At 39.3% G+C, this 25,897-nt stretch carries 23 protein-coding genes and 2 pseudogenes; 23 read left to right on the top strand and 2 right to left on the bottom strand.

Going from position 1 to position 25,897, the window contains the following annotated elements:
* The first annotated feature begins 119 nt into the window (after positions 1 to 119).
* From upp to ftsH, 19 genes and pseudogenes are all read left to right on the top strand, one after another.
* Entirely contained in the window at positions 120 to 755 is a 636-nt protein-coding gene (upp, locus tag ACUW85_RS00655) for a uracil phosphoribosyltransferase (RefSeq protein ID WP_016897076.1), read from the top strand.
* Positions 756 to 851: 96 nt separating this feature from the next.
* On the top strand, positions 852 to 2,156 hold the full coding sequence (gene murA, locus ACUW85_RS00650; protein WP_182022990.1) for a UDP-N-acetylglucosamine 1-carboxyvinyltransferase: 1,305 nt from the start codon (positions 852 to 854) through the stop codon (positions 2,154 to 2,156).
* Between the two features lie 15 nt (positions 2,157 to 2,171).
* Positions 2,172 to 2,363: a DNA-directed RNA polymerase subunit beta gene (locus tag ACUW85_RS00645; protein WP_069285919.1), complete on the top strand. Its 192-nt coding sequence runs from the start codon at positions 2,172 to 2,174 to the stop codon at positions 2,361 to 2,363.
* Between the two features lie 251 nt (positions 2,364 to 2,614).
* A complete protein-coding gene (truB, locus tag ACUW85_RS00640) occupies positions 2,615 to 3,526 on the top strand; it encodes a tRNA pseudouridine(55) synthase TruB (RefSeq protein WP_182022991.1) in 912 nt (303 codons plus the stop codon).
* A gap of 17 nt (positions 3,527 to 3,543) precedes the next feature.
* Positions 3,544 to 4,491 (top strand): riboflavin biosynthesis protein RibF, encoded by a 948-nt coding sequence (gene ribF, locus ACUW85_RS00635; protein WP_182022992.1) that lies wholly within the window; start codon positions 3,544 to 3,546, stop codon positions 4,489 to 4,491.
* Between the two features lie 215 nt (positions 4,492 to 4,706).
* Complete coding sequence (locus tag ACUW85_RS00630; protein WP_182022993.1) at positions 4,707 to 5,894, top strand: M20 metallopeptidase family protein; 1,188 nt, start codon at positions 4,707 to 4,709, stop codon at positions 5,892 to 5,894.
* A 249-nt stretch (positions 5,895 to 6,143) separates the two neighbouring features.
* On the top strand, positions 6,144 to 7,196 hold the full coding sequence (gene hrcA, locus ACUW85_RS00625; protein WP_016897082.1) for a heat-inducible transcriptional repressor HrcA: 1,053 nt from the start codon (positions 6,144 to 6,146) through the stop codon (positions 7,194 to 7,196).
* 12 nt (positions 7,197 to 7,208) lie between these two features.
* Complete coding sequence (gene grpE, locus ACUW85_RS00620) at positions 7,209 to 7,760, top strand: nucleotide exchange factor GrpE (protein ID WP_182022994.1); 552 nt, start codon at positions 7,209 to 7,211, stop codon at positions 7,758 to 7,760.
* A gap of 78 nt (positions 7,761 to 7,838) precedes the next feature.
* Positions 7,839 to 9,665, top strand: a complete 1,827-nt coding sequence (gene dnaK, locus ACUW85_RS00615; protein WP_048727418.1) for a molecular chaperone DnaK — start codon at positions 7,839 to 7,841, stop codon at positions 9,663 to 9,665.
* A gap of 90 nt (positions 9,666 to 9,755) precedes the next feature.
* Positions 9,756 to 10,934: a molecular chaperone DnaJ gene (dnaJ, locus tag ACUW85_RS00610; protein WP_182022995.1), complete on the top strand. Its 1,179-nt coding sequence runs from the start codon at positions 9,756 to 9,758 to the stop codon at positions 10,932 to 10,934.
* A 705-nt stretch (positions 10,935 to 11,639) separates the two neighbouring features.
* The gene (gene lepA / locus ACUW85_RS00605; RefSeq protein WP_048727409.1) at positions 11,640 to 13,463 is read left to right on the top strand and encodes a translation elongation factor 4; all 1,824 of its coding nucleotides are present in this window, start codon (positions 11,640 to 11,642) and stop codon (positions 13,461 to 13,463) included.
* A 330-nt stretch (positions 13,464 to 13,793) separates the two neighbouring features.
* Positions 13,794 to 14,355 (top strand): annotated as a pseudogene (locus ACUW85_RS00600) (NAD(P)H-binding protein).
* 37 nt (positions 14,356 to 14,392) lie between these two features.
* Positions 14,393 to 14,812 (top strand): annotated as a pseudogene (locus ACUW85_RS00595) (MerR family transcriptional regulator).
* Positions 14,813 to 14,888: 76 nt separating this feature from the next.
* Positions 14,889 to 15,755, top strand: a complete 867-nt coding sequence (locus ACUW85_RS00590) for an aldo/keto reductase (protein WP_149314587.1) — start codon at positions 14,889 to 14,891, stop codon at positions 15,753 to 15,755.
* 209 nt (positions 15,756 to 15,964) lie between these two features.
* Positions 15,965 to 16,387 (top strand): Rossmann-fold NAD(P)-binding domain-containing protein, encoded by a 423-nt coding sequence (locus ACUW85_RS00585; RefSeq protein WP_259345321.1) that lies wholly within the window; start codon positions 15,965 to 15,967, stop codon positions 16,385 to 16,387.
* A 67-nt stretch (positions 16,388 to 16,454) separates the two neighbouring features.
* Entirely contained in the window at positions 16,455 to 17,489 is a 1,035-nt protein-coding gene (locus ACUW85_RS00580; protein ID WP_048727399.1) for a zinc-binding dehydrogenase, read from the top strand.
* A gap of 108 nt (positions 17,490 to 17,597) precedes the next feature.
* Positions 17,598 to 17,807 (top strand): hypothetical protein, encoded by a 210-nt coding sequence (locus ACUW85_RS00575; RefSeq protein ID WP_149255660.1) that lies wholly within the window; start codon positions 17,598 to 17,600, stop codon positions 17,805 to 17,807.
* A 200-nt stretch (positions 17,808 to 18,007) separates the two neighbouring features.
* Positions 18,008 to 18,529 (top strand): dCTP deaminase, encoded by a 522-nt coding sequence (gene dcd, locus ACUW85_RS00570; protein WP_026466087.1) that lies wholly within the window; start codon positions 18,008 to 18,010, stop codon positions 18,527 to 18,529.
* Positions 18,530 to 18,724: 195 nt separating this feature from the next.
* The gene (gene ftsH / locus ACUW85_RS00565; RefSeq protein WP_225968925.1) at positions 18,725 to 20,614 is read left to right on the top strand and encodes an ATP-dependent zinc metalloprotease FtsH; all 1,890 of its coding nucleotides are present in this window, start codon (positions 18,725 to 18,727) and stop codon (positions 20,612 to 20,614) included.
* Between the two features lie 305 nt (positions 20,615 to 20,919).
* Here the strand turns inward: ftsH and ACUW85_RS00560 are convergent, their stop codons facing one another.
* Positions 20,920 to 21,120: a hypothetical protein gene (locus tag ACUW85_RS00560; protein ID WP_154836827.1), complete on the bottom strand. Its 201-nt coding sequence runs from the start codon at positions 21,118 to 21,120 to the stop codon at positions 20,920 to 20,922.
* A gap of 77 nt (positions 21,121 to 21,197) precedes the next feature.
* On the bottom strand, positions 21,198 to 21,557 hold the full coding sequence (locus tag ACUW85_RS00555) for a hypothetical protein (protein ID WP_048727392.1): 360 nt from the start codon (positions 21,555 to 21,557) through the stop codon (positions 21,198 to 21,200).
* Positions 21,558 to 21,728: 171 nt separating this feature from the next.
* Between ACUW85_RS00555 and ACUW85_RS00550 the strand changes: the two genes are divergently transcribed.
* The 4 genes from ACUW85_RS00550 (at position 21,729) to ACUW85_RS00535 (ending at position 25,888) form a co-directional block, all read left to right on the top strand.
* The gene (locus ACUW85_RS00550; RefSeq protein ID WP_182022996.1) at positions 21,729 to 23,642 is read left to right on the top strand and encodes an ABC-F family ATP-binding cassette domain-containing protein; all 1,914 of its coding nucleotides are present in this window, start codon (positions 21,729 to 21,731) and stop codon (positions 23,640 to 23,642) included.
* A gap of 62 nt (positions 23,643 to 23,704) precedes the next feature.
* Positions 23,705 to 24,658 carry a thymidylate synthase gene (locus tag ACUW85_RS00545; protein ID WP_182022997.1) on the top strand — a complete coding sequence of 318 codons (954 nt, stop codon included), beginning with the start codon at positions 23,705 to 23,707 and terminating at the stop codon, positions 24,656 to 24,658.
* Positions 24,659 to 24,713: 55 nt separating this feature from the next.
* Positions 24,714 to 25,217: a dihydrofolate reductase gene (locus ACUW85_RS00540; protein WP_048727384.1), complete on the top strand. Its 504-nt coding sequence runs from the start codon at positions 24,714 to 24,716 to the stop codon at positions 25,215 to 25,217.
* Positions 25,218 to 25,234: 17 nt separating this feature from the next.
* On the top strand, positions 25,235 to 25,888 hold the full coding sequence (locus ACUW85_RS00535; RefSeq protein ID WP_048727382.1) for a YpmS family protein: 654 nt from the start codon (positions 25,235 to 25,237) through the stop codon (positions 25,886 to 25,888).
* The last annotated feature ends 9 nt before the right edge of the window (positions 25,889 to 25,897 follow it).

Below are 25,897 nucleotides of genomic sequence, written 5' to 3'. Positions count from 1 at the left end.
CTCATTTATAGGACTTGAAGGCCTAGCTTACTTGCGCTAGACTTTCAAGTCCTATATAATATCTAGAGTTTGAGCAAAATTAATTGGCTGCATAAAATTTAAAAGTGAGGTAAATATTCATGAGTAAATTAGTTGTAATTGATCACCCTTTAGTACAACACAAGATGGCTATGTTACGTGATAAAGATTTAGGCACTAAAGGTTTCCGTGAATTGGTAAATGAAATTACAATGTTTCTTGGTTACGAGGTAACGCGTGATTTATCAATGGAAGAAATTGAAATTGAAACACCTTTAGTTAAAACAACCCAAAAAGTTATTGCTGGTAAAAAATTAGCGATTGCCCCAATTTTACGTGCTGGTTTAGGAATGGTTGATGGCATGCTATTATTGATGCCTGCAGCAAAAGTAGGTCACATTGGTATGTTCCGTGACGAAGAAACTTTACAACCACAAGAATACTTCTTCAAAATGCCTCAAGACATTGAAGAGCGTGAAGTAATCGTAGTAGACCCAATGTTAGCGACTGGTGGATCTGCCATCATGGCCATTGATTCTCTAGTGAAACGTAATGTCAAAGCTGAAAGCATTAAATTTGTATGTTTAGTTGCAGCGCCAGAAGGTGTTAAAGCTTTACAAGATGCTTACCCAGAAGTTGATATTTTTTCGGGTGCATTAGATGAGAAGTTAAACGAAGATGGCTACATCTTACCAGGTCTTGGTGACGCTGGTGACCGTCTATTTGGTACCTTATAATTGTCATCAATTACATGTATATGCTACTCTTGATATACAATACCAAGCATAAACATTTGAAACAAATAAATTAATATTAGATAGGTGATAATAAAAATGACGGAAAACATGATTGTTAAGGGTGGCCGTAAGTTAAATGGGCATGTAAGGGTTGATGGTGCAAAAAACGCTGTTTTACCTTTATTAGCAGCCACTTTATTAGCAGACCAAGGGAAAAGTCGCATTACCAATGCATCATTACTATCAGATGTATATGTAATGAACGATGTATTGCGTAACTTGAATGCGCAAGTTGATTTCGATGAAGAAAACAATGAAATTATCGTGGACGCTTCTAGTGATCTAACGACTGAAGCACCATTTGAACTTGTCAGCAAGATGCGTGCTTCAATCGTTGTAATGGGGCCATTATTGTCTCGTTATGGTCATGCTAAATTTGCTATGCCAGGTGGTTGCGCTATTGGTTCGCGTCCAATTGACTTACATGTCAAAGGATTTGAAGCTTTAGGTGCCAAAGTAACGACTACAGCAGGTTATGTTGAAGCAAGCGCTGATAAATTAGTGGGTGCGAACATTTATTTAGACTTCCCAAGTGTTGGGGCAACACAAAATATTATGATGGCTGCTACATTAGCTGAAGGGACAACAATCATTGAGAACGTTGCTCGCGAACCTGAGATCGTTGATTTAGCTAACTTTATCAATAAAATGGGTGGTCGCGTTCAAGGTGCCGGCACAGATACCATTAAAATCCGTGGGGTTGAAAGCCTTGAAGGAACTGAACATTCTGTCATCCCTGACCGTATTGAAGCAGGAACATTTATGGTAGCTGCAGCCATTACTGAAGGTGATGTCTACATTGAAGACGCGATTTCAGAACACAACCAACCATTGATTTCTAAATTAAAAGAATTAGGTGCGACAATTACTGAAGACGTGTCTGGTGTCCGTGTGCAAGGTTCTACCGTTTTGCATCAAACAAAAGCAAGAACTTTGCCATATCCTGGTTTCCCGACTGATATTCAATCACCATTTACTGTTGCCCAAGTTTTAGCAGAAGGTACTTCAGAAATGGAAGAAACTGTTTTTGAAAATCGCTTTATGCACTTAGAAGAATTGCGTAGAATGAACGCTAACTTTAATATTAACGGCAATACAGCTATTATGAACGGTCCTGCTAAGTTGCAAGGGGCAGCAGTAGCGGCTTCTGATTTACGTTCAGCAGCAGCCTTAATTTTGGCTGGTTTGAAGGCTGAAGGGATGACCAAAGTGTCTGAACTGAAATACTTAGACCGTGGTTACCACTCATTCGAAAAGAAATTACAAGCCTTAGGCGCAAATGTACTTCGCGTGGATGTGGATGGTAAAACAGACGCAGAGCTTGCTAGTTTACTAGATTAGAATGGTCGTGACGAAATGAAATATTATCATCAATATATCAACGAACCATGGAAGAAAATTGTATTTTGGGGACTACTGTTATTGATTGTTGGCTTCCTACTATTCATTATCGGTGGTTTGATTGGATACAGCGTATCGTCTGACCAATCAGCCTTCAATTTCTTAAACCCAGCTAGCTGGAACCATGTCTTCTCATTTATTCGTTAACATGACTATAAGCAATTTGAGGGGTGATTCTGTTATCACCTCTTTTTTTGATATGAAAATGACAAGAGGATAGTCAAGCTAACTAGCAACAGGTGTTTACTTGCGTAGCCAACTACTGGTTGACGAGGTCTTTTTTTAGTTTGCCTTATTTTTGGACTAGGATTTTTTAGGTTCAAATAATGATTCGCCACAATTTGAATCAGTTTTTTTGTGGGTCATATGTTACAATATGCTAGATATGAGGTGAGTTTATGGATGGCATTTTGCCTTTATGGAAAGAACGTGGCATGACTAGTCACGACTGTGTATTTAAAGTAAGAAAGATTTTAAAAATGAAGAAAGTCGGCCATACAGGGACCTTAGACCCGAATGTTGACGGGGTTTTACCGATTTGTTTAGGTAAGGGGACTAAATTGGTTGAATTGTTGATGGACAAAACCAAAGTCTATACTGGAGAAATCACCTTAGGATTTGCGACGACTACTGAAGACCTGGACGGTGAAGTGGTTGCTGAAGAATCTTTAGCGAATCCTTTTGAAGATGACTATATTCAAGCATTCATGCAAGAATTAACAGGTCATATCGTTCAGATTCCACCCATGTATTCGGCGATTAAAGTCAAAGGGAAACGCCTGTATGAGTATGCCCGTGAAGGCCTTGAAGTTGAACGACCTGAACACCCGGTATTTGTCCACGAATTCAAGTTAATGGGACCATCTCGTTTTGAGGACAACAAGCAAGTTTTTGCTTTTGAAGTGGTATGTGGCAAGGGGACCTATGTCCGCACTTTAGCCAGTGACTTAGGGCGAAAGCTAGGGGTGCCAGCGACGATGACTAGCCTAACTCGGGAAGGATCAACCCCTTTTTCAAGGGAAGATTGTCTGACCCTATCACAATTGGCAGAGGCTGTTGAAGCTGAGGATTATAATTGGTTGGTACCAGTTGAATCGACCTTATCAGCATATCCAGTTTGGCAGGTTCCGGCTAAGGATAGCCACTTAGTGAAATTGGTGGAAAATGGGTCGGTCCTAGAATTAGCGACGTTACCTGCTGATTTAAGAGACCAATTACCGGTGACGGCTTATATCGACGACAAGTTAAAGGCGCTTTATGATGTCCATCCAAGTAAAGATGGTAAAATAAAACCAAGTAAAATGTTTTAAAGATTGGACGATACTGAATGAAAACGATAAATTTACACCATCCCTTTGAACAATCAACGATCTATGCGGGCGATGTTGTCCTAGCTTTGGGTTTTTTTGATGGGGTCCATAGAGGCCACCAGGCGGTTATTCAAGCTGCTCGTGATGAGGCTGACCGTTTGCAATTACCACTAGCTGTGATGACTTTTAATATGGCGCCACGCATCATGTATCAACAAATACACCCTGAAGAAGTGACTTATTTAACCACTCTAGTCGAAAAAGAGCGGTTAATGACTCAGATTGGTGTGGACTATCTTTATGTTACCCAGTTAACGTCATCATTCTCCGCCTTGAAACCGCAAGAATTTGTGGACCAATATATGGTAGGCTTGCATGCCAAATCGGTTGTAGCGGGCTTTGACTATACCTACGGCAAAAAGGACATCGCCAACATGCGGACCTTAGCTAGCCATGCAGCTGGTCGGTTTAACATTATTGAAGTGAATAAATTATCGGAAGATACCAGCAAGGTGGGGTCAACTGAAATTCGCCATGACTTGAATACTGGTCAAATTGACAAAGCTAACCAACAATTGGGCTATATCTATTCAATTGACGGGATCGTTGTTCATGGAGAGAAACGCGGCCGTGAGCTAGGGTATCCAACAGCTAATTTAATGGTTGCAGCAGAATCATTGATTCCAGTTGAGGGTGTCTACGTGGTTGAGATGTTGTTGAATGGGCAAGTCTACCCAGGTGTTGCTTCAATTGGGACTAATATTACCTTCGGGGAGAACCGCAAGCGTACAGTAGAAATCCATCTTTTAGATTTTAAAGGGGAAATCTACGGTGAATACGTAACGGTTTATTGGCATAAATACTTGAGACCTGAACTTAAATTTGATGGCATTGAAGGGTTGATTAAACAAATGGATCAAGATGTGGTTGATGCTGAAAGTTATTTAGAAAGTTTGCAAAAATAGTATTTTTGTAAAATATGTGAAATATAACTTTGAAATGAGCGCTAGGGACTTGTCTTTGGCGTTTTTTTGACAAAAAGTGTGCAAGTATAATCAAGAAAATGGGGAACGTTGATATAAAAGGTTTTTAGTTGATTGTTTTTATAGATTCGATTAGGCAATTTTTAGAATAGTAGTAGAATGGAATAGGAAATAAAAAATATTGGAGGAATGTCAAAATGGCATATTTGGATCGTGCTAAAGAAATTTTTGATGATGCAGTAAAGGTTCGTCGTCATTTACACGAAAACCCTGAAGTTGGTTTTGAATTACCAAAAACAACTAAACTTGTGAAATCAAAACTTGATAAGTTTGGAATTGCATACGAAAACGTAGGTGATACATACGGAATTACAGGTACATTGGGTGATTCTGCTAAGGGTAAAACTTTATTGTTACGTGCAGACATGGATGCATTAGCAATTACCGAAAAATCTCAATCAGCATGTGCATCTAAAAATGAAAATGGACACTTATGTGGTCATGACATGCACACCACTATTTTACTAATGGTTTTAAAAATGTTGAAAGAAAACGAAAACCAATTAGAAGGTCAAATCAAATTCTTATTCCAACCAGCAGAAGAAACTTTAAACGGTGGACGTGTCATGGTTGAAGAAGGTATTTTAGAAAACCCAGCACCAGATGCTGGTATGGCTTTACATATGTGGCCAAATGGAGACAAAGTGGACGTTGAGATCCACCAAAAAGAAGCTTTAGCATCTGCTTTAAACTTCCGTATCACTATTAAAGGTGTGGGTGCTCATGGTGCAATGCCAAACAACGGTATCGACCCAGTATTTGTGGCTAGCCAAATTATTAATGGGGCGAACGGTATTTTAGCTCGTGAATTACCATCTAACAAAGGTGCTTCTTTATCTATGGGTTACATCAATGCGCCAGGTGGTGCTATCAACGTGATCCCTGATACAGTTGTCTTAGAAGGTACTTCTCGTTCATTATTCCCAGAATCAGCAGACCACGTTTCAAAACGTTTACCAGAAATTGTTGAACATATTGGTAAAGCATTCCGTGCTGAAACTGAATATGAGGTAATGGCTGACTGTCCGTCATTAACCAACTCTAAAGAAATGTCTGAACAAGTGATGGCCTCTGCTAAAGAAGCTTTAGCGGATAAATATGACGTGGTGAACGTACCACCATACTTAGCTTCAGAAGACTATGCACACATTGCTAGCAAATTGCCAGAATCAACATACTTCTTCATTGGTTGTCCATTACCAGATGACAATGGTGAAGTATACCCTGTTCACCACCCATTAGTACAATTCAACGAAGAAGCATTAATTGTTGGATCTGCTACCTTAGCAACATCAGCGACTAACTGGTTACGTGACAACAAATAAGCGTATCGATAAAATATACAAGTCGAAAGGGCAACGGACTATTACAAATAGTTTGTTGTCCTTTTCTCTATTGTAAAAGGGATTGAAATGGCTTTTCTTGCAAGCGTCAAAAGCCCAAATTTTAAAGGAAGGTTTAAATGTCAAAAAAAGTCAAAAAAAAGTTTGACTATTATTGACAAAAGAAATGATAGGTGCTATATTATAAACATGTTAGCAGTCAGAGTTGTTAAGTGCTAATGAGGTGATAAGATGTTAACAAAACGACAAAGTTTAATTTTACAGGCGGTAATTGACCATTATTCAAAATACCAATTACCAGTCGGTTCGAAAACTTTATCTCAACATCAAGAAATAAACGCAAGTTCAGCTACAATACGTAATGAATTAGCCAGACTTGAAGATTTATCATTGATTTCTAAAACCCATTCATCATCTGGACGAGTGCCAGCTGAGGCGGGTTATCGTTACTATATTAATCACATCATGCCATATTATGGTGGATTGATTGATTTAGAGCTTGAGGAAGAGGAAGATGCTTTACTTAGAGAGATATTCCACGATCCTTATAACGATTTGAGTCAAGTGATTCGAAAAACGGCTGCGACTTTAGCCTCGCTTTCAGAAAGCGTCGTTATTTCGATGGGGCCAGATATTGCAAGGCAACGATTGGCCAATTTTCAAGTATTGTCTTTAACCGCTGACCAAGCAATGGTCATATTGGTGACAGATAAAGGTGTCATTCGCAATCAAATTGTGACATTCAATGAGGTGGTTACACCGCGATTGATTGAGGGTATTGCAGAGATTATGAATCAAGAACTTGTGGGCCTTGAGCTTGCAACGGTGATTGAAAGGCTGCAAACACACTATTTAAAAGATATTGAGCAAATGAATCGGTCCGATGAAGATAGTAGTCATTTGATACACCGGTTTATGAATCAATTCAATAGTGATGGCATGAGGGTAAATGGTCAAAATTATTTATTTTCTTCATTAGCTGATTCAGCTAATGGGACTAGTATTGCACAATTAAGTCAATTACTAGAAGACCGATCAGTGATTGCTTCACTGATTAATATCACAGACCAAGGTATCCAAGTGAGAGTGGGTAAAGAACTTAAAGATCCGACACTGGAGAATATGAGTTTAATGTCTACTAGCATGGGTACTGTAAAATCAGGTAAGTTAATTACTTTTGCGGTACTTGGTCAGGAAAGTATGTCCTACATTCGTATGGCGCAGCTTTTCCAAAGTATTTCAAAAGAAATGGCTAGATACCTGGACAATTATTATAAATCTTAGGAGGTCTATCAATTGACAAAAATGGACGACAATCAACAAGATTTAAATGTTGATGAAGAAATCAATGAAACTGACGTTCAAGACGAGCAAGTTGAAATAGTAAATGAAGAAGATAGCGAATTAGCTTCTCTTCAAGCTGAATTAGCGGCTAAAGATGACCAAATTATGCGTCTATCTGCTGAAATTCAAAACATGCATCGTCGTAACCAATCTGAACGTGAATCTGCTTCAAAGTATCGGTCACAGAATTTAGCTAAGGGTATTTTACCAGCTATCGATAACTTGGAACGCGCTTTAGAATTAGCTAAAGATGATGAGTCATCTCAGCAATTAGTGAAGGGTATCGAAATGGTACATGCAAGCTTATTACAAGCTCTAGCAGAGGAAGGCGTTGAAGTGATTGACCCTAAAGGTGAACTCTTCGATCCAAACTTCCACCAATCTGTAAGTGCGGTGCCGGCTGAAGATGGCCAGCAAGCTGAAGAAGTGGTGGCTGTTTTCCAAAAAGGGTATGTATTAAAAGATCGTGTACTAAGACCTGCAATGGTTTCTATTGCACAATAATTCATTTAACATAGATTTTAACCACAGATAAATTCATTTAAATTGATAGATTAATTAAAAAAGGAGACGTGTTTTATTATGGCAAAAATTATCGGAATTGACTTAGGTACTACTAACTCTGCAGTCGCTGTATTAGAAGGTGGCGAACCTAAAATTATCGCTAACCCAGAAGGTAACCGTACAACACCTTCAGTTGTTTCATTCAAAAATGGCGAGCGCCAAGTTGGTGAAGTAGCAAAACGTTCAATGGTAACAAACCCTAACGCGATTGCTTCAATCAAACGTCACATGGGTGAAGACAACTACACTGTAGAAATTGAAGATAAAAAATATACGCCACAAGAAGTTTCAGCAATGATCTTACAATACTTAAAAGGTTACGCTGAAGACTACTTAGGAGAAAAAGTAACAAACGCAGTAATTACTGTTCCTGCTTACTTCAACGATGCACAACGTCAAGCAACTAAAGATGCTGGTAAAATCGCTGGTTTAGAAGTTGACCGTATCGTTAACGAACCAACAGCAGCCGCATTAGCTTACGGTTTAGACAAAGTTGACGCAGACGAAAAAGTCTTAGTATTTGACCTTGGTGGTGGTACTTTCGACGTTTCTATCCTTGAATTAGGTGACGGTGTCTTTGAAGTATTATCTACTTCTGGTGACAACAACTTAGGTGGGGACGACTTTGATAACGCCATCGTAAACCACTTAATCGCTGAATTTAAATCAGAAAACGGTATTGACCTTTCTTCTGACAAAATGGCTATGCAACGTCTAAAAGATGCTGCTGAAAAAGCGAAAAAAGACTTATCTGGTGTAACGTCAACACAAATTTCATTACCATTCATTACGGCGGGTGCTGAAGGTCCACTTCACTTGGAAGTTACTTTATCTCGCGCGAAATTTGACGAATTAACTTACGACTTAGTACAACGTACAAAACAACCAGTTAAAAACGCCTTATCTGATGCTGGTTTATCTAAATCAGATATTGACCAAGTTATCTTAGTTGGTGGTTCTACTCGTATCCCGGCTGTTATCGACATGGTTAAAGCTGAAACTGGTAAAGAGCCTAACCGTTCAGTTAACCCTGATGAAGTAGTAGCTATGGGTGCTGCAATCCAAGGTGGGGTTATCTCAGGTGACGTTACAGACGTCGTATTACTTGATGTAACACCATTATCATTAGGTATCGAAACAATGGGTGGCGTGTTCACTAAATTAATCGACCGTAACACAACAATCCCAACATCTAAATCACAAGTATTCTCAACAGCTGCTGATAACCAACCTGCTGTAGATGTACACGTATTACAAGGTGAACGTCCAATGGCTGCAGATAACAAGACATTAGGTCGTTTCCAATTAACAGATATTCCTGCAGCACCACGTGGTGTACCTCAAATCGAAGTAACATTTGATATCGACAAAAACGGTATCGTAAATGTTAAAGCGACTGACAAAGGTACTGGTAAAGAGCAACAAATTACCATCCAATCTAACTCAGGTTTATCAGACGACGAAATCGATCGTATGATGAAAGATGCTGAAGCGAATGCTGAAGAAGATAAAAAACGTAAAGAAGCAGCAGATCTTAAAAACGAAGTTGACCAATTAATCTTCCAAGTTGAAAAAACAACTGGTGAGTTAGAAGGTAAAGTTGATCAAGCTGAACTTGACGAAGCTAACGCGCTTAAAGATGAATTGAAAGCAGCGCAAGAAGCTGACGATGTTGAAGCAATGACAGCTAAAAAAGATGAATTAAATGAAAAAATTCAAGCTTTAACTGTTAAATTGTACGAACAAGCAGCGCAAGAAGCTGAAGGTCAAGAAGGCGCAGACGACTCTTCAGACAATGATGGCGATGTAGACGCTGACTTCGAGGAAGTTAACGACGATAAATAATCCATAAGTTTCAAACCCTGTCTTCTATGAGGGCGGGGTTTCTTATGTTATGATGGACTGCATAACGCATGATTCAAGGGGGAGTACAGTGTGGCTGAAAAAAGAGACTACTATGAAGTCCTTGGCGTGTCAAAGACCGCAAGTAAGGATGAAATAAAGAAAGCCTATCGAAAATTATCAAAAAAATATCATCCAGATATCAACAAAGAAGCGGATGCGGAAGACAAATTTAAAGAAATTTCTGATGCATACGAAGTCTTAAGTGATGAGCAAAAACGTGCAGCCTATGACCAATACGGTCACGCAGCTACTGACGGTGGCTTCGGTGGAGGCGGCGGATTTGGTGGTGGTAGTTACCAATCTTACGGCGGCTCTGGCTTTGAAGACATCTTTGAGCAATTCTTTGGTGGCGGAGGCGGTGGCTTCAGCGGTTTCGGTAGTGGCTTCGGTGGAGGCGGCCGTACGGCTAACCCTAACGCACCGCAACAAGGTGATGACTTACAATACAACATGGACCTAGAATTTGAAGAAGCTATTTTCGGAACTGAAGAAACTATTTCTTACCGTCGTGAAGTACACTGTACAGTATGTGAAGGATCTGGTGCTGAACCAGGTACAGCGGTCCATACCTGTCCAACATGTTCTGGTTCCGGTGTTGAAAAAGTTTACCAACAAACACCATTAGGTCGTGTGGTTTCTCAATCTGTATGTCATGAATGTTCAGGTAAAGGGAAAGTATTCGACCAAGCTTGCCACCACTGCCACGGTGCTGGACGTGAAACTGAAACACATAAAGTGAAAGTAAGCGTACCAGCCGGTGTTGAAGATGGCCAAAGCATGCGTCTTAACGGCCAAGGGAATGCTGGTAAAAATAATGGACCAGCAGGAAGCTTGTATGTCGTTTTCCGTGTGAAACCTTCTGAAATCTTCGAACGTGAAGGGGCAGAAATCCGCTATGTCTTACCAATTAACTTCGCCCAAGCGGCTTTAGGTGCTGAAATTGAAGTCCCAACTGTTCACGGTAAAGTATCGATGAAAGTGCCAGCTGGTACACAAACAGGTACGAAATTCCGTCTACGCGGAAAGGGTGCACCTAAATTAAATGGTAATTCAAACGGTGACCAAACAGTGGTTGTTAAGGTGGTTACACCTAAGAATCTGAATGAAGAACAAAAAGCTTCATTGAGAGCCTTCGCTAAAGCTTCAAATGACGAAGTGAGTGAAGAAGATAGAGGATTCTTTGATAAATTGAAAGACGCATTTTCTTAATAAATGAAAAATAGTAGCACTAGTCGACATGACTGGTGCTACTATTTTTGCGTTATTCGGTTAGGAGGGCTTAATTTTGAGGCTTAAAACAAGAAAGAGAACCCCATATTGCCTAGTTCATAGCAGATGTCGCCGCTAATCGCGATTGTTTTCTTGACTACTTTCAATTGGTCATCGAAATTTCATCAACATAATTTAAGAAGGTATAGTAGTGTTTCTGGGTTGTTTTATAAGAAGAAAAAGCCGCCTTAGAACTTGCGATATATTTTGTAACGATAAAATTACTCAACACTCCTCGACAATATCAAATTTATCTGTCGCATCAACAGGTGTAGTTAAGACATACTATCGCAAATATGTCTGTATGAAAGTATTTACTCTATCTTGGTGTTTGCGGACACTTTTTGGTTCCAATCCCTTCACTTTTTCTAGATATTCGCCAAAGGCATCAAGAACCATTGCATTAGTGTCTTCCAATTCCATGGATTTGAATTCAGTCACTATATTAATTGATACGGAATCTTTATTGAGGCTAGGATGCCATACTTTTGAACTGATTTTAATTTGAAAAATAGCTGACACATTCAATTTAGCATTTGCCTATTACTACAGATGGACTTGTTGATCTTAAAGTGGGCAAAATGTTGTGGTGGTAGGGTAATTTTGCTATAATGATAATTGCTGAACATAAGAGGGGGATGGAAAATGAATATCCAAGAAATGAAAGACAGACAAGAAAAAATCAGAAATTTTTCCATCATCGCGCACATTGATCATGGTAAATCTACTTTAGCGGACCGCATCCTACAAAATACAGGGACGGTTTCTGATCGCGAGATGCATGACCAAATGTTAGATTCTATGGATCTTGAACAAGAACGTGGTATCACGATTAAGTTGAATGCCATCGAGTTAGAATATAAAGCGAACGATGGGGAAACTTATATTTTCCATTTAATTGATACACCAGGACACGTAGACTTTTCATACGAAGTTTCACGTTCTTTGGCAGCCTGTGAAGGGGCCGTATTAGTTGTGGATGCAGCACAAGGGATCGAAGCCCAAACACTTGCTAACGTATACCTAGCTGTTGAAAATGATTTAGAAATTGTACCAGTAATCAATAAGATTGACTTACCAGCAGCTGATCCAGAAAAAGTGAAACAAGAAATCGAAGACGTGATTGGTTTAGACGCTTCCGATGCTGTATTGGCTTCAGCTAAAGCTAACATCGGTATCGATGAGTTATTAGAACAAATCGTTGAGAAAGTACCTGCACCAACTGGTGAAATTGAGGCACCTGTTCAAGCTTTGATTTTTGACTCTGTATACGATGCCTACCGTGGGGTTGTTTTGAGTGTCCGGGTGGAAAATGGTGTTATCCGTAATGGTGACCGAATTCAAATCATGTCAAATGGGAAAACGTTTGATGTCACTGAAGTTGGGATCTTGTCACCAAAACCAATTCCGCGTGACTACTTGATGGCCGGGGATGTAGGTTATATCACAGCATCTATTAAGACTATCCAAGATACACGAGTTGGGGATACGGTCACTTTAGCGACAAATCCTGCAACCGAACCATTAGCTGAATATAAACAAATGAACCCAATGGTCTATTGTGGTTTATATCCAGTGGATTCTTCAGACTATGTTGACTTGCGTGAAGCCTTGGAAAAATTACAATTAAATGATGCTTCATTAGAATTCGAAGCGGAATCTTCTCAAGCTTTAGGTTTTGGTTACCGCTGTGGTTTCTTAGGTATGTTACATATGGACGTTATCCAAGAGCGTATTGAACGTGAATTCAATATTGACTTGATTGCGACAACACCATCGGTAATTTACCATGTGTATAAAACAGACGGTACAATGGTTGAAGTTGCTAACCCATCTGAAATGCCAGATCCAACTTATGTTGAATCTATTGAAGAACCTATTGTAAAAGCTAATATCATGGTTCCGCAAGAATATGTTGGTGCCGTAATGGAATTAGCCCAACGTAAACGTGGAAATTTTATCACTATGGACTATTTGGATGATATTCGTGTTGATGTTAAATATGAATTGCCATTATCTGAGATTGTATTTGACTTCTTTGACCAATTGAAATCAAATACTAAAGGTTACGCTTCTTTAGATTATGAATTAGGTGGCTACCAAAAATCTAACTTAGTGAAATTAGATGTCTTATTAAACGGTGACGTTGTCGATGCCTTGTCAATTATTGTACATAGAGATTTCGCTGAAAGCCGCGGTCGTACTTTAGTTAGCAAGTTGAAAGACGTTATCCCAAGACAACAATTTGAGGTACCAATTCAAGCAGCGATTGGCCATAAAATTATTGCCCGTACAAATATTAAAGCCTTACGTAAAGACGTTACGGCTAAGTTGTATGGTGGTGACGTTACCCGTCGTCAAAAACTATTGAAGAAACAAAAAGAAGGTAAGAAACGTATGAAGGCTATAGGTTCAGTCGAAGTACCGCAAGAAGCCTTCTTAGCCATCTTAGATATGGGCGAAGAATAAAATTTAAAACGGTATACTTATGATACCAATCACTTTGGGACTAATGACGATAAATGTCATTAGTCTCTTTTTTTATAATTTTTGATTTTTCCATTATCATTAGCTTATCTGCTATAAACCGCCCAAAATTTTTCTATTGGCAAATTTGCAGATTTAATATAGACATATCACTTGCTATGGAGTCCACTCCAAGGTTTAGACTATGGTTTGTAAGGAAGTATGATCGGTGAATGACTTACTCAGATTGTTTCGAAACCTGGGTCAGATGGTATTAATGTTTGATTTACACTTGTTTAGAAATACATCGATGAAAAATTTGGAGGTAGAAAAATGACTAAGAAAGTATTAATTATTGTAGCCAATGGTCAAATTGCTCAATTCATTGAAGAACGTGTATTATCGTAGGGAATCATTTTCCGACTTTCATTTAACTTTGTTTTTACGGCATAAATCCCGATTAAGTCACTATGCCAATAATGACCATGTCACATTAATTGAGAGTAGTTTAGATAGTCCAGTTGATATCCAAGCAGCAGGCGTGAACCGTTTAGTCTATACCAACGTTTTGGGTATTTACGGCGAAGTGCCTGGTGAATATGGACGCTAGAATAAAGTAATGATTAGCAATGGTTTGCCATCGGCGTTAATTTCCGATGAAATCATGGTGAGGTCTGATATAAATTATACAACCCTTAGATTACCATGGTTAAATGACCGAGGAATCAAATACGAAATTACCCATAAAAATGAAACCTATCTTGGTGTATCTGGTTCATGCAAAAGTATGACAGGTGTAGTTTTACAAATTGTCGCTGATTCAAGTTTCCTATCATACGACAGTGCAGGTATTCCTGATCCAGATATTCACGGGGGAGACCGTCCAGTATATTAACATTAGAAATAAAAAAAATGAATAGGGGTGAATAGAAGTGAATATAAAAAAAGCTGCGGAAATGTTTGATTTAACTGTAGATACTTTAAGATACTACGAACTTGTTGGTGTTATACCACCCGTTCACCGTAATGAGAGTGGTTATCGAGATTTTACAACCAATGATTTAAATTGGATTTTTCTAGCAAAAAGTTTGCGAACTGCTGGCTTGTCGATTGAATCATTAATCGAATTTGCCCAGTTGGCCTAGTTGCGTAAAACAGAAAATGTCGAATTTGCTCAGAAACAAATTTTAGCCGATCAGTTAGAAGAATTAGATGCCAAATTGGCAGAAATGCAAGAAGTTAGAGATTTACTCGTATATAAAATCGATACTTATGATGACCACATCGCAAAATTTAAATCCGGAGAAATAACTGCTGATAAAGTTGAAAAAATTTGGGAACGTAAAAAGTAGAATGTTTTACTTGCTATGGACTTCACTTCAAGGTTTAGGATACAAGATGTAAAGAAAAATTGAGGAGGAACGTGAAATGCAAACAATCACTTTAAATAATGGTGTAGAAATACCACAACTAGGATTTGGGGTCTATCAAATTCCCTTAGAGGAAACAGCAGAAGCTGTTTATCAAGCAATAAAAGTTGGTTATCGTTTAATCGACACTGCAACTATTTATGGTAATGAAAGAGAAACAGGTCAAGGCATCAAACGAGCAATCGACGAAGGGTTGGTTAGGAGAGAGGACCTTTTTGTAACTTCCAAATTATTTATTCTTCAAGCCCCCGAAGAAAAGGCGGCTGAAACGATTGAACAATCTCTTAATGTAATGGGATTAGAGTATCTAGACCTATATTTGATTCACCAACCATATGGTGAAATATACGGTGCTTGGCGTGCATTAGTAGCTGGTCAAAAGTCTGGTAAATTACGTGCTATTGGAATTTCAAATTTTACATCTTCAAAAATGATTGAATTTGTTGGCTTAAATGAAGTGACACCTCAAATCAATCAAATCGAAGTGAATCCATGGAATCAACGAATTGAAGATCAAGAATGGCATGAAAAATATGGCGTTCAAGTTGAAGCATGGGCACCATTTGCAGAAGGTCGTCATGATCTATTTACTAATCCTATATTAGCTGAAATTGGTAGACAATATGGAAAATCAATTGGACAAGTGGTTCTTCGCTGGTTAATTCAAAGGGGGATAGTGGCCTTAGCCAAATCAGTTCGCCCTGAACGGATGGCAGAGAATATAGATATTTTTGATTTTGAACTTTCATCAGAAGATGTAGAAAAAATCACAGCTTTAGACATGAAAGAATCTGCCTTCTTTGATCATGATGACCCGCAACAAGTAGAATGGTTCATGAATAGAATGGTGGATACAGAAGAATAATGATGAAGTTACTCAATTTACACACGAATATATAGCCAAGCGGTGAATAATAGACTGTGGCATCAGACATGTGAGATTGATGCTACAGTTTTTCTATGAAAATTAGCTGGCTACTTTCTATAATTACTTCTTAATACATAGATTAAACCTAATCTCGTGACGCAATAATCACAGTTTTTGTTAGGGTTTTTAAAAAGAAAGATGTACTATTGTTAGTTGGCGCTGGTCAGTTAGGGATGGCCATTGCCGGTCGTGTCGGCTTTAACTATAAGATTCTAATTGGTGACAAAAAATTTGACAATGTCATCGCGATTGCGGATACTTTGGAGGGGGCTGGATATGATATTGTAGCCACTGAAATTGGTAAAGCTGATAAGGATTCAATCGACACTTTTATTGAAAAAGGGCAATCCTACGGTGAAATTAACCTGTTGATTAATGTGGCAAGGGTGTCACCAAGTCAAGCATCCAATGAAACCATTCTCAAGGTAGATTTGTATGGGATAGCCGTTTTGCTAGAAGAAGTGGCTAATCTAGCGTCAATCTTAATGAGTAGTGATGGCGCCTTTATTACCGGATCAGAATTCTTGATTGACGGCGTGGCAACAGAAGCTTTTCATTATGGCAGTTGATATAGCGAATAATCAAACGAAATCATTTTGATAAAGAATATTGTAAAATCAGAAAGGGCGTAATAATATGAAAGCAGCAATTTTTAATGAACCAGGAAATATGACCGTCACTAACATGGATCGACCGCAAATTCAAGCACCACACGATGCCATTATCCGCGTTGTTCGTGCATGTGTTTGTGGATCCGACTTATGGTGGTACCGAGGTATTAATGATAAGGCTTCAGGCTCGCAAACAGGCCACGAAGCGATTGGAATTGTCGAAGAAGTTGGGGAAGCAGTTAAAAATGTCCAAGTAGGTGACTTTGTTATCGTACCATTTACCAATGGCTGTGGCCACTGCGCTGCATGTAAGGCAGGATTTGACGGCGATTGCACGACTTTCACTGGTGGCGCCTTAGGTTTCCAAGCTGAATACCTACGTTATGTATCAGGAGACTGGGGGCTTGTGAAAATTCCTGGCCAACCTAGTGACTATTCTGCAGATATGTTGAAGTCATTTACCACCTTGGCAGACGTTATGGCTACCGGTTATCATGCCGCTGTCACTGCTGAAGTGAAAGCTGGCGATACAGTAGTCGTTGTGGGTGACGGGGCAGTTGGTTTGTGTGGTGTTATCGGGGCTAAATTATTAGGCGCTGAACGCATTATTATCATGAGTCGTCACAAAGACCGCCAAGATTTAGCCCTTGAATTTGGGGCAACTGACATTGTTGCTGAGCGTGGAGACGAAGGGATCAACCGAATCATGGAATTGACTGGCGAAGGTGCTGACGCTGTTTTAGAGTGTGTCGGTTCACAATTAGCCGTTGAAACTGCCGTCCAATTGGCGCGTCCAGGTGCCGTCGTTGGCCGGGTTGGTGTGCCACATATCGATGAATTAGATACCAATAAATTATTCTGGAAAAATATCGGCCTTCGTGGTGGCCGTGCAGCTGTGACAACCCATGACCGTGCAGTCTTATTAGATGCAGTTCTTGATGGGCGCATCAATCCAGGTAAGGTATTCAACATGTCCTTTGATTTAGATGACGTGCAAGAAGCTTATGCAGCAATGGACGAACGCCGTGCCATTAAATCTTTACTCGTTATTTCTGACTAACTAAATTACCATTTCCCCCTAAATGATTCACCTGTATACGGTCTGAATAGTCTTTGACAAGGATTAGATTCATATGATATATGTGATAAAAACTTAGGGAGTTTTATTTTGGAAAAAGAACAACGAATTCAACTCTTGCAAGATATTGTGAAAATTAAATTGGTCAATGTCAATGCCAATGAGAAAGAAGTGGCTAATTACCTAGCTGACCTGTTTGCAAGATATGATATTGAAACCCAACAAATGGTAGCATCCGAGTCCTTGGTACAGTTGGTTAAGAAAAATTACCCATCAATTAAACGAATATGTATGTGTTGAAGACTATTTAGGAAAAATCGTTTTATTCAAAGATGCTATCAAAGCCTATTTAAAATAATAAATGTTGTTAGCCGGAAGTGAATAGCTTCCGGTTTTTGCATGCACGGCTCATCTTCTTAGAAATCACCAGATCGAAACCGTCTTTCTTTTTGCCAAATTAAGGGTATAATGAAATAAAATAGTGAACAAAGGGTGAGTGTATGATTTTATCAGGGAAGAAAATTGCTGAGGAGCAAGGAACTGGCATTAAAATAACGCCATTTAATGAAAGTCAGGTTAATCCCAATTCTTATAACTTGAGACTCTCAAATGAATTGGCTTATTACGAAGATGATGTGTTGGATATGAAGAAAAAACCAACCTTAAAATCGATTCAAATTCCTGAAGAGGGTTATTTATTAGAACCAGGCAAATTGTATTTAGGCCGGACAGTAGAATATACTGAAACGGATAAATATGTACCCATGCTTGAAGGCCGTTCTTCAATCGGTCGATTAGGTTTATATATCCATGTAACGGCTGGTTTCGGGGATGTTGGTTTCTCTGGTTACTGGACCTTAGAAATGCACTGTTTACAGCCAATCCGCATCTATCCAAATGTTGAAATTTGTCAGATCTACTATCATACAATTAACGGTGAATATGATTTATACTCTTCTGGAAAATATGCTAATAACCAAGGGATTCAAGAATCCCGTTTATACCAAGATTTTATCAAATAAAGCGTCAGTCCAATTGTGAATATTTTGTGAAGAAAAGCCATGAATATGGCTTTTTTTGTGAAAGCAAGTATACTTTGACCAAACCTGACTTTGTATGCGTTATAATATATTTGTAGTTAAGGAGTGTAGAATCTGACAAGGATGTCAGGTCTAAATAACTTATATATTTTTGACAAAATGAGTAGGAGTGAATATATGAGCAAAAATAGAAAACAGAATAAAAATCGGAAGAAAGGGTTTAATTTTGGGAACTCACCTAATGGTGGTGGTTATTTCAACTTTATGAATGCCTTCTGGTGGATAATATTGGTAATCCTTGGTTTGAATTTATTATTCCCAGCCATTACTGGGATGCAGGTAGAAGAAGTTCCTTATTCTTCATTTGTGAGCCAAGTAGATGCTGGCCAGGTAGAAAGTGTTGAAATTAATCAATATGATTTAACTTGGACCGCTGAAACGGACGGCGAAACGCAAGTATATACCACTGGTAAGGTGGATGATCCTGATTTAGTTAACCGTTTGGAATCGAACAATGTGACTTACCAAACGGAAATCTATCAACCAACGTCACCATTTATCTCATTCTTACTGACCTTTATTTTACCGTTTGCTGTGATTTATTGGTTAATGCGTAAACTAATGCAGAAGATGACAGGTAGTTCTGATTCTAAGATTGACCTTTCAGGTGGTGGTGGCTTTGGTGGCATGAACTTTGGTAAATCAGATGCCAAAATTTATGTGAAATCAGATAATTCACGAAACTTTAAAGATGTGGCTGGTCAAGATGAAGCCAAAGAGTCTTTGGTTGAAGTGGTAGATTACTTGAAGGAACCGAAGAAATACCAAGAAATTGGTGCCCAAGCACCGCGTGGTGTCTTACTAGTAGGTCCTCCTGGGACAGGTAAAACTTTGATGGCCAAAGCCGTTGCTGGTGAAGCTGGTGTCCCATTCTTCTCTATCGCAGGTTCTGAATTTGTTGAGATGTTTGTTGGACGAGGGGCAGCTAAAGTGCGTGACCTCTTTAAACAAGCCAACGATAAAGCGCCATGTATCGTATTCATTGATGAGATTGATACTATTGGTAAATCTCGTGATAATTCTTATTCAACCAATGACGAACGTGAGCAGACTTTAAACCAGTTGCTTACTGAAATGGATGGGTTCGAAGGCGACAAGGGTGTTATCATCCTAGCTGCAACTAACCGCCCTGAATCATTAGATAAAGCCTTGTTACGTCCTGGCCGTTTTGACCGTCAAGTGTCTATGGAATTGCCCGACTTAAAAGGCCGTGAAGAAATTCTTCGTGTCCACGCTAAAGAATATAAGATGGGTCAAAATATCGATTACCGTTACATCGCCCGTGCGACTGCCGGGGCATCCGGAGCGGACCTTGCCAATATCATTAACGAAGCGGGGCTGCGTGCCGTTCGTAACAAGCACAAGGAAATTAGCCAAATTGACTTGGATGAATCGGTAGATGTTGTCTTAGCTGGTCAAATCAAGAAGAACGATATCTTATCGCCAGAAGAACGTCGCGTCGTTTCTTACCACGAAATTGGTCACGCCCTTGTTGCGGCCCAACAATCTGGTTCAGCGCCAGTTGAGAAGATTACGATTATACCGCGTACGTCAGGTGCCCTTGGGTATACCATGCAGGTTGAAACGGGAGAGAAATCACTTTACACCAAACAAGAGTTGTACAATCAATTGATGACCCTTGCAGGGGGACGTGCCGCTGAAGAAGTGGTCTTTGGTGAAATCACTACCGGGGCTTCAAATGATATTGAAAAAATGACGAAAATTGCCCGTTCTATGGTCACTCAATACGGGATGTCGGATACTTTCGGCATGATGCAATTGGAAAGTCGTACCAACCGTTACTTGTCTGACAATACACAGAGTCAGGTATCCGGTGGTACCGCTGAAAAAGCAGATCAAGAAGTCATTGAATTGATCAAACGTGCCCATCAAGAAGCCGGCGAAATCTTGATGAATAACCGCGAAAAATTGGACGAGCTGTCTGAATACTTAATTCAGGAAGAAACCATTACCGGTCAACAATTCATGCAAATTTTAAATAAATAACAAGTAATATAAAAAACGTTCGTGAGATTTTCACGAACGTTTTTTAAGGTTTATTTTGAAAGATTTCAACTACATTATAGTAGGTAGCCAATTAATCAAGACATTTCCCAAACCTGTAGCACCTGCAAAATAGATGAATGTAGGCAGTGGTTTAGAGAAGGACAGAACAGATTTTTGGTAAACTCGCTCAGGAATAAAAGCTTGGACGAATAGGTCGCCGTAATGCCTAAAGATTAAAAAGCATAGGATGGACCCGATGATAAGAAAGGTCACGGATGCGGCAAAGCCAGCAACTGGTCCGTAGGCTAGAACATGACTAAACCGGGTAAGTTACATGGAATAACAGCGACAATGTTATTTAGAAGGAATCCGGTCCAGCCCATATTGAGGGCGAAGTTTTTAAGTGATTCGGCAGAACCAAACCAGAGTAGCCAGTAGCCAGCGAATAAAACAAGGGCTAGCAAGGCAATGACCACATAAGTAATCTTTCGGATGGTTTCTTTCAATTTTACGCTTGTATTTGGGACTGGTATTCTTCAGTGTTAGTGGATATATCTTTATTTTGCATTCTAATGCCTCCATACTATAGGTATTTCATTAGTAATAGGGCTATGATGATACCGGCAATTGATGTGAAAATTCTTTGTGTATGGTAGTCTTTTGCTTGATTATCTGGCGCTTCGATGGGTTCGATGACGCCATCAACTTCGATAAAGCCGCCAGCTTGTGCATGCTTGTCCTTTTTCCGCCATTGCCATAAGTTATAAATACTGCGGACTAGTAAGATGATTGACAGAATCAATAATAATGTCGGGAAGAGTTGGATAAATAATTTCGTGAAGAATATGAATAGGAAAATGATTAGGGCTAATACCAGAATCAGACCGAGACAGCCTAAACCTGAGGACCCGTTGTATACATAGACACGACGTTTGTTATTCATGAGTGGTCACCTCCAATAGGAATTAATTGGTTTATTATACCGGATTATTGCAATTTTGGAAAATGATAGTCATTATTTATCAGCCTTAAAGATAAGAATTGCTAAAGCATTCTGAATACCCTTGTTATATGGTAAAATAAAACAGAATGAACGGAGAGGACTAGGTTATATATGAAAGATTATAAAGCGTTAAATTGGTCAAAAACATATGGCATGAAACAACTATTAAATGATGTTTCCTTTTTAATTAGAGAAGGGCAACACGTTGGTTTGGTTGGGGCCAATGGTTCAGGTAAGACCACCTTATTAAATATTATTGCGGGGAAATCTAGCCTAGATCAAGGGCAGATCGAACATCCAAAAGATTTTACAGTGGGCATTGTCACTCAAGATCCAGAGCTAGATGAAAGCCAAACGATTTTTGAGGCTATTTATCACTCTGAAAGTCCTATCGTCCAATTAGTTGGTCGGTATGAAGAAATTACCTTAGACTTGCAATTAGATCCAGAAAATAGCCAATTACAAAAGAAATTTCAGCAGATTGAGCAAGAAATGAATGCGCAAAACGCTTGGACTTTGGATACGACAATCCAAACGATCTTATCTAAATTAGGTATTCATGACCTAACCCAAGAAGTGAAAGTCTTGTCTGGGGGCCAACGGAAACGGGTCGGTTTGGCTAAAGTTTTGATTGAAGAACCGGATTTGTTACTGATGGACGAGCCTACCAACCACTTGGATTTTGAAATGGTGGAATGGTTAGAAAACTACATTGCTAATTACAAGAAATCAGTCCTAGTTGTAACCCATGACCGGTACTTCTTAGACCAAATCACGACACATATCTTTGCTTTGGACCGGGGTGACTTGAAGCAATACGAGGGTAATTACCAAATTTATTTGGAAAAATTGCAGTCTGAGCATGAAATTGAAGCAGCAACTATGGCAAAACAAAAGAAATTGTACAAGAGTGAGTTGGCTTGGATGCGTAAAGGGGCTAAAGCTAGAACCACTAAACAACAAGCCCGCATTCACCGGTTTGAAAACTTGAAAGAAAAAGTAAGCCAAACAACAGATGATAGCGAATTGACAGTGGACTTGGATACTCAACGGTTGGGTAATAAAGTCCTTGAATTCGATAACTTAACGGTAGGTTACCCAAATAAGCCCTTAATCACCAATATCAATCTATTATTACAGAATAAAGAGCGTATCGGGATAATCGGGGATAATGGGGCTGGTAAAACGACCTTCCTAAACACCATTGCTGGCATACAAGCGCCACTTTCAGGTGAAGTAAAAACGGGTGAAACGGTCCGTATCGCCTACTTCCAACAAATCCCTACTGACCTACCAGAAGACAAACGGGTGATCAACTACGTGCAGGAAATCGCTTCTGAGTACGTTTATGATGACGGGAGCCAAGCATCTGCAGCGCAAATGCTAGAGCAATTCTTGTTCCCCCGTGAATCGCATGGCATGTTAATTGGCACGCTATCAGGTGGGGAAAGAAAACGACTGTACCTATTGAAGATATTGATGACTAGACCCAATGTCTTACTTTTAGACGAACCGACAAACGATTTAGATATTGATACCTTATCTGTCTTAGAAGACTACCTAGAGACCTTCCAAGGAGCTGTGATTACCGTTTCCCATGATCGGTATTTCCTAGACAAGGTGGTTGAGAAGCTTATCATTGTGGACAGCTTGGACAATACAGTACAATTATTCTATGGTAACTACCATGACTATAGAGACGCAATGAAACAAGCAAAAAATCAACCCAGTCAATCGCAAAAAGTGTCCAGTCAAAGTAAGCCAAACAACCAAGCTACTGAGTCAGTGACAGAAGAGTCACCAAAAGCTAAGCGAATGTCTTGGCAAGAGAAGAAAGATTGGGCCGTTATTGAGAGTGAAATTGAACAATTAGAAATGGATATTGAAGACATTGACCAGGCAATGAACGAAAACGGAAATGATTACGGCAAACTATCCGAATTGCAATTAGAGAAAGATAGCAAAGAAAATGATTTGCTTGAAAAAATGAGCTACTGGGAATACCTATCTACATTAGAAAATTAGTATCAGAAAATTTATGATGAAATAAAAAAACAAGAAGTTGATTCAAATTAAATTAGGGGGCAATGAGTTTGGCAAAGCAATACTTAGATTTTCTACAACACATTTTAGATAATGGACAAGATAAGAGCGACCGCACGGGTGTAGGTACCAGATCAGTTTTTGGTTACCAAATGCGCTTTGATTTAAGCGAAGGATTTCCTTTATTAACGACTAAAAAAGTACCTTTTGGTTTAATCAAGAGTGAATTGTTATGGTTCCTAAAAGGGGATACCAATATCCGCTATTTATTAGAAAATAACAATCATATCTGGGATGAATGGGCCTTTAAGCGTTGGGTTGAATCTGATGCTTATCAAGGACCAGATATGACGGACTTTGGTTTACGAGCTGACGCTGACCCAGAATTTAAAAAGATCTATCAAGAAGTGAAACAAGAATTTTGCCAACGCGCCTTAGAAGATGATGATTTCGCTAAAGAATTTGGTGAATTAGGGAATGTTTACGGTAAACAATGGCGTCATTGGAAGACACGTGAGGGTGATGCCATTGATCAAATTGCTAATATTATCGACCAATTGAAATATAACCCAGATTCACGTCGGATTATCCTTTCAGCTTGGAACCCAGAAGATGTGCCAGATATGGCTTTACCACCTTGTCATACAATGAGTCAATTCTACGTTCAAGATGGTAAGTTATCTTGCCAACTCTACCAACGTTCTGGCGATGCCTTTCTGGGTGTACCATTTAATATCGCCTCTTATGCTTTATTGACACATTTATTGGCACGTGAGGCAGGATTAGAGGTTGGTGACTATGTTCATACCTTTGGCGATGCGCATATTTACAACAACCATTTTGACCAAGTTAATGAACAATTAAGTCGTCAACCACTTGACCTACCAACTTTAGAAATTGGTGGCGAAGGTAAATCCATCTTTGATCTAGAAAAAGATGATATTAAAGTTAAAGGTTATAAAGCACATGATGCAATTAAGGCACCAGTAGCGGTATAATAATAGATAACAATCAAGACCTATTTCTGTCACAAGTTGATAAGGAGGAATTACTATGTTAATTGCAATCTGGGCACAAGATATCAACCATTTAATTGGAAAAGGTGGCAAACTACCTTGGCACTTACCAAACGACTTGAAGTTCTTTAAAGAACAAACAGTTGGTAAGACTGTTGTGATGGGGCGTAAGACATACGCAGGTTTGGATTATAAGCCGTTACCAAACCGTCACAATATTATTATTACCCGCCAAAAATCACCTTTTGAATCAGACTATGACCAAACGGATGTTGAATTAACCGATTCTATCGATAACATCTTGGCGCTAGCTGAAAAAGAAGATGTGATTATTATGGGTGGCCAGTCTATTTACCGCCTATTTTGGCCTTATATTTCTGAATTACGCGTGACAACAATTAACCATGAATTTGATGGGGATGTCCATTTTGACCCGAATCTAGATGACTTTGAAGCTTACGAGGTGATCGAAGGGGTGGTGGATGAGAAGAATGCCTACCCACACAAATTTGTATTCTACCGAAAAGAGGACGAGGACTAGAAGAAGGAGTAGGTTATTTGGCTAAACAAAATAACACTAAGACGAAGAGACCATTAAATCCTTGGAAGTGGGCTTTTTGGTTATTACTATTGGCAATTTTGGTACCTGTAATTGCTTTATACCTGTATATACAAACAGCTGATCAAGAAACTGCCAGCGTGGGTGAACCAGCAACGACAGAAGAAGTGAGTGATGAAACGATCATAGCAGAAGCCAACCTGTCGACTGTTTCCTTCAACCGACTAGTATCAGCAGTGATCGGTGGGGATGATGTGCCTTATCAGTTAACGGTGGATGAACAAGTGTCATTTGCTGGTACGATAGACGCTTTGGGGACTAAAGTGGCTTATACCATGCAAGGGCAGCCGTCAGTCATGGAAGATGGGAATATCGCCATTGATGTGACCAATATTGAATTAGCGGGCTTACAATTGCCAACTTCAACAGTATTGGCTATCTTCCAATTGACCTTACCTACAGATTTACCGCTACAAGTGTTATCCGGTGAAGAGCAAATTATTATCCGATTGGACCAAGTGTCTCAAGACATGGATTTCGCTATTCGAGCCAGCGACATTGACTTAGCTAACGATGAAATCAACATCTTACTGGATGTGCCATTGAACTATATCGAGGAACAAATCGAGACACAGACGGAAGGTAACCAGTAATATAGTCAA

It is taken from the genome of Aerococcus sp. 150760013-2 (assembly GCF_053627715.1).
This window is presented reverse-complemented; position numbering and strand designations above follow the sequence as displayed.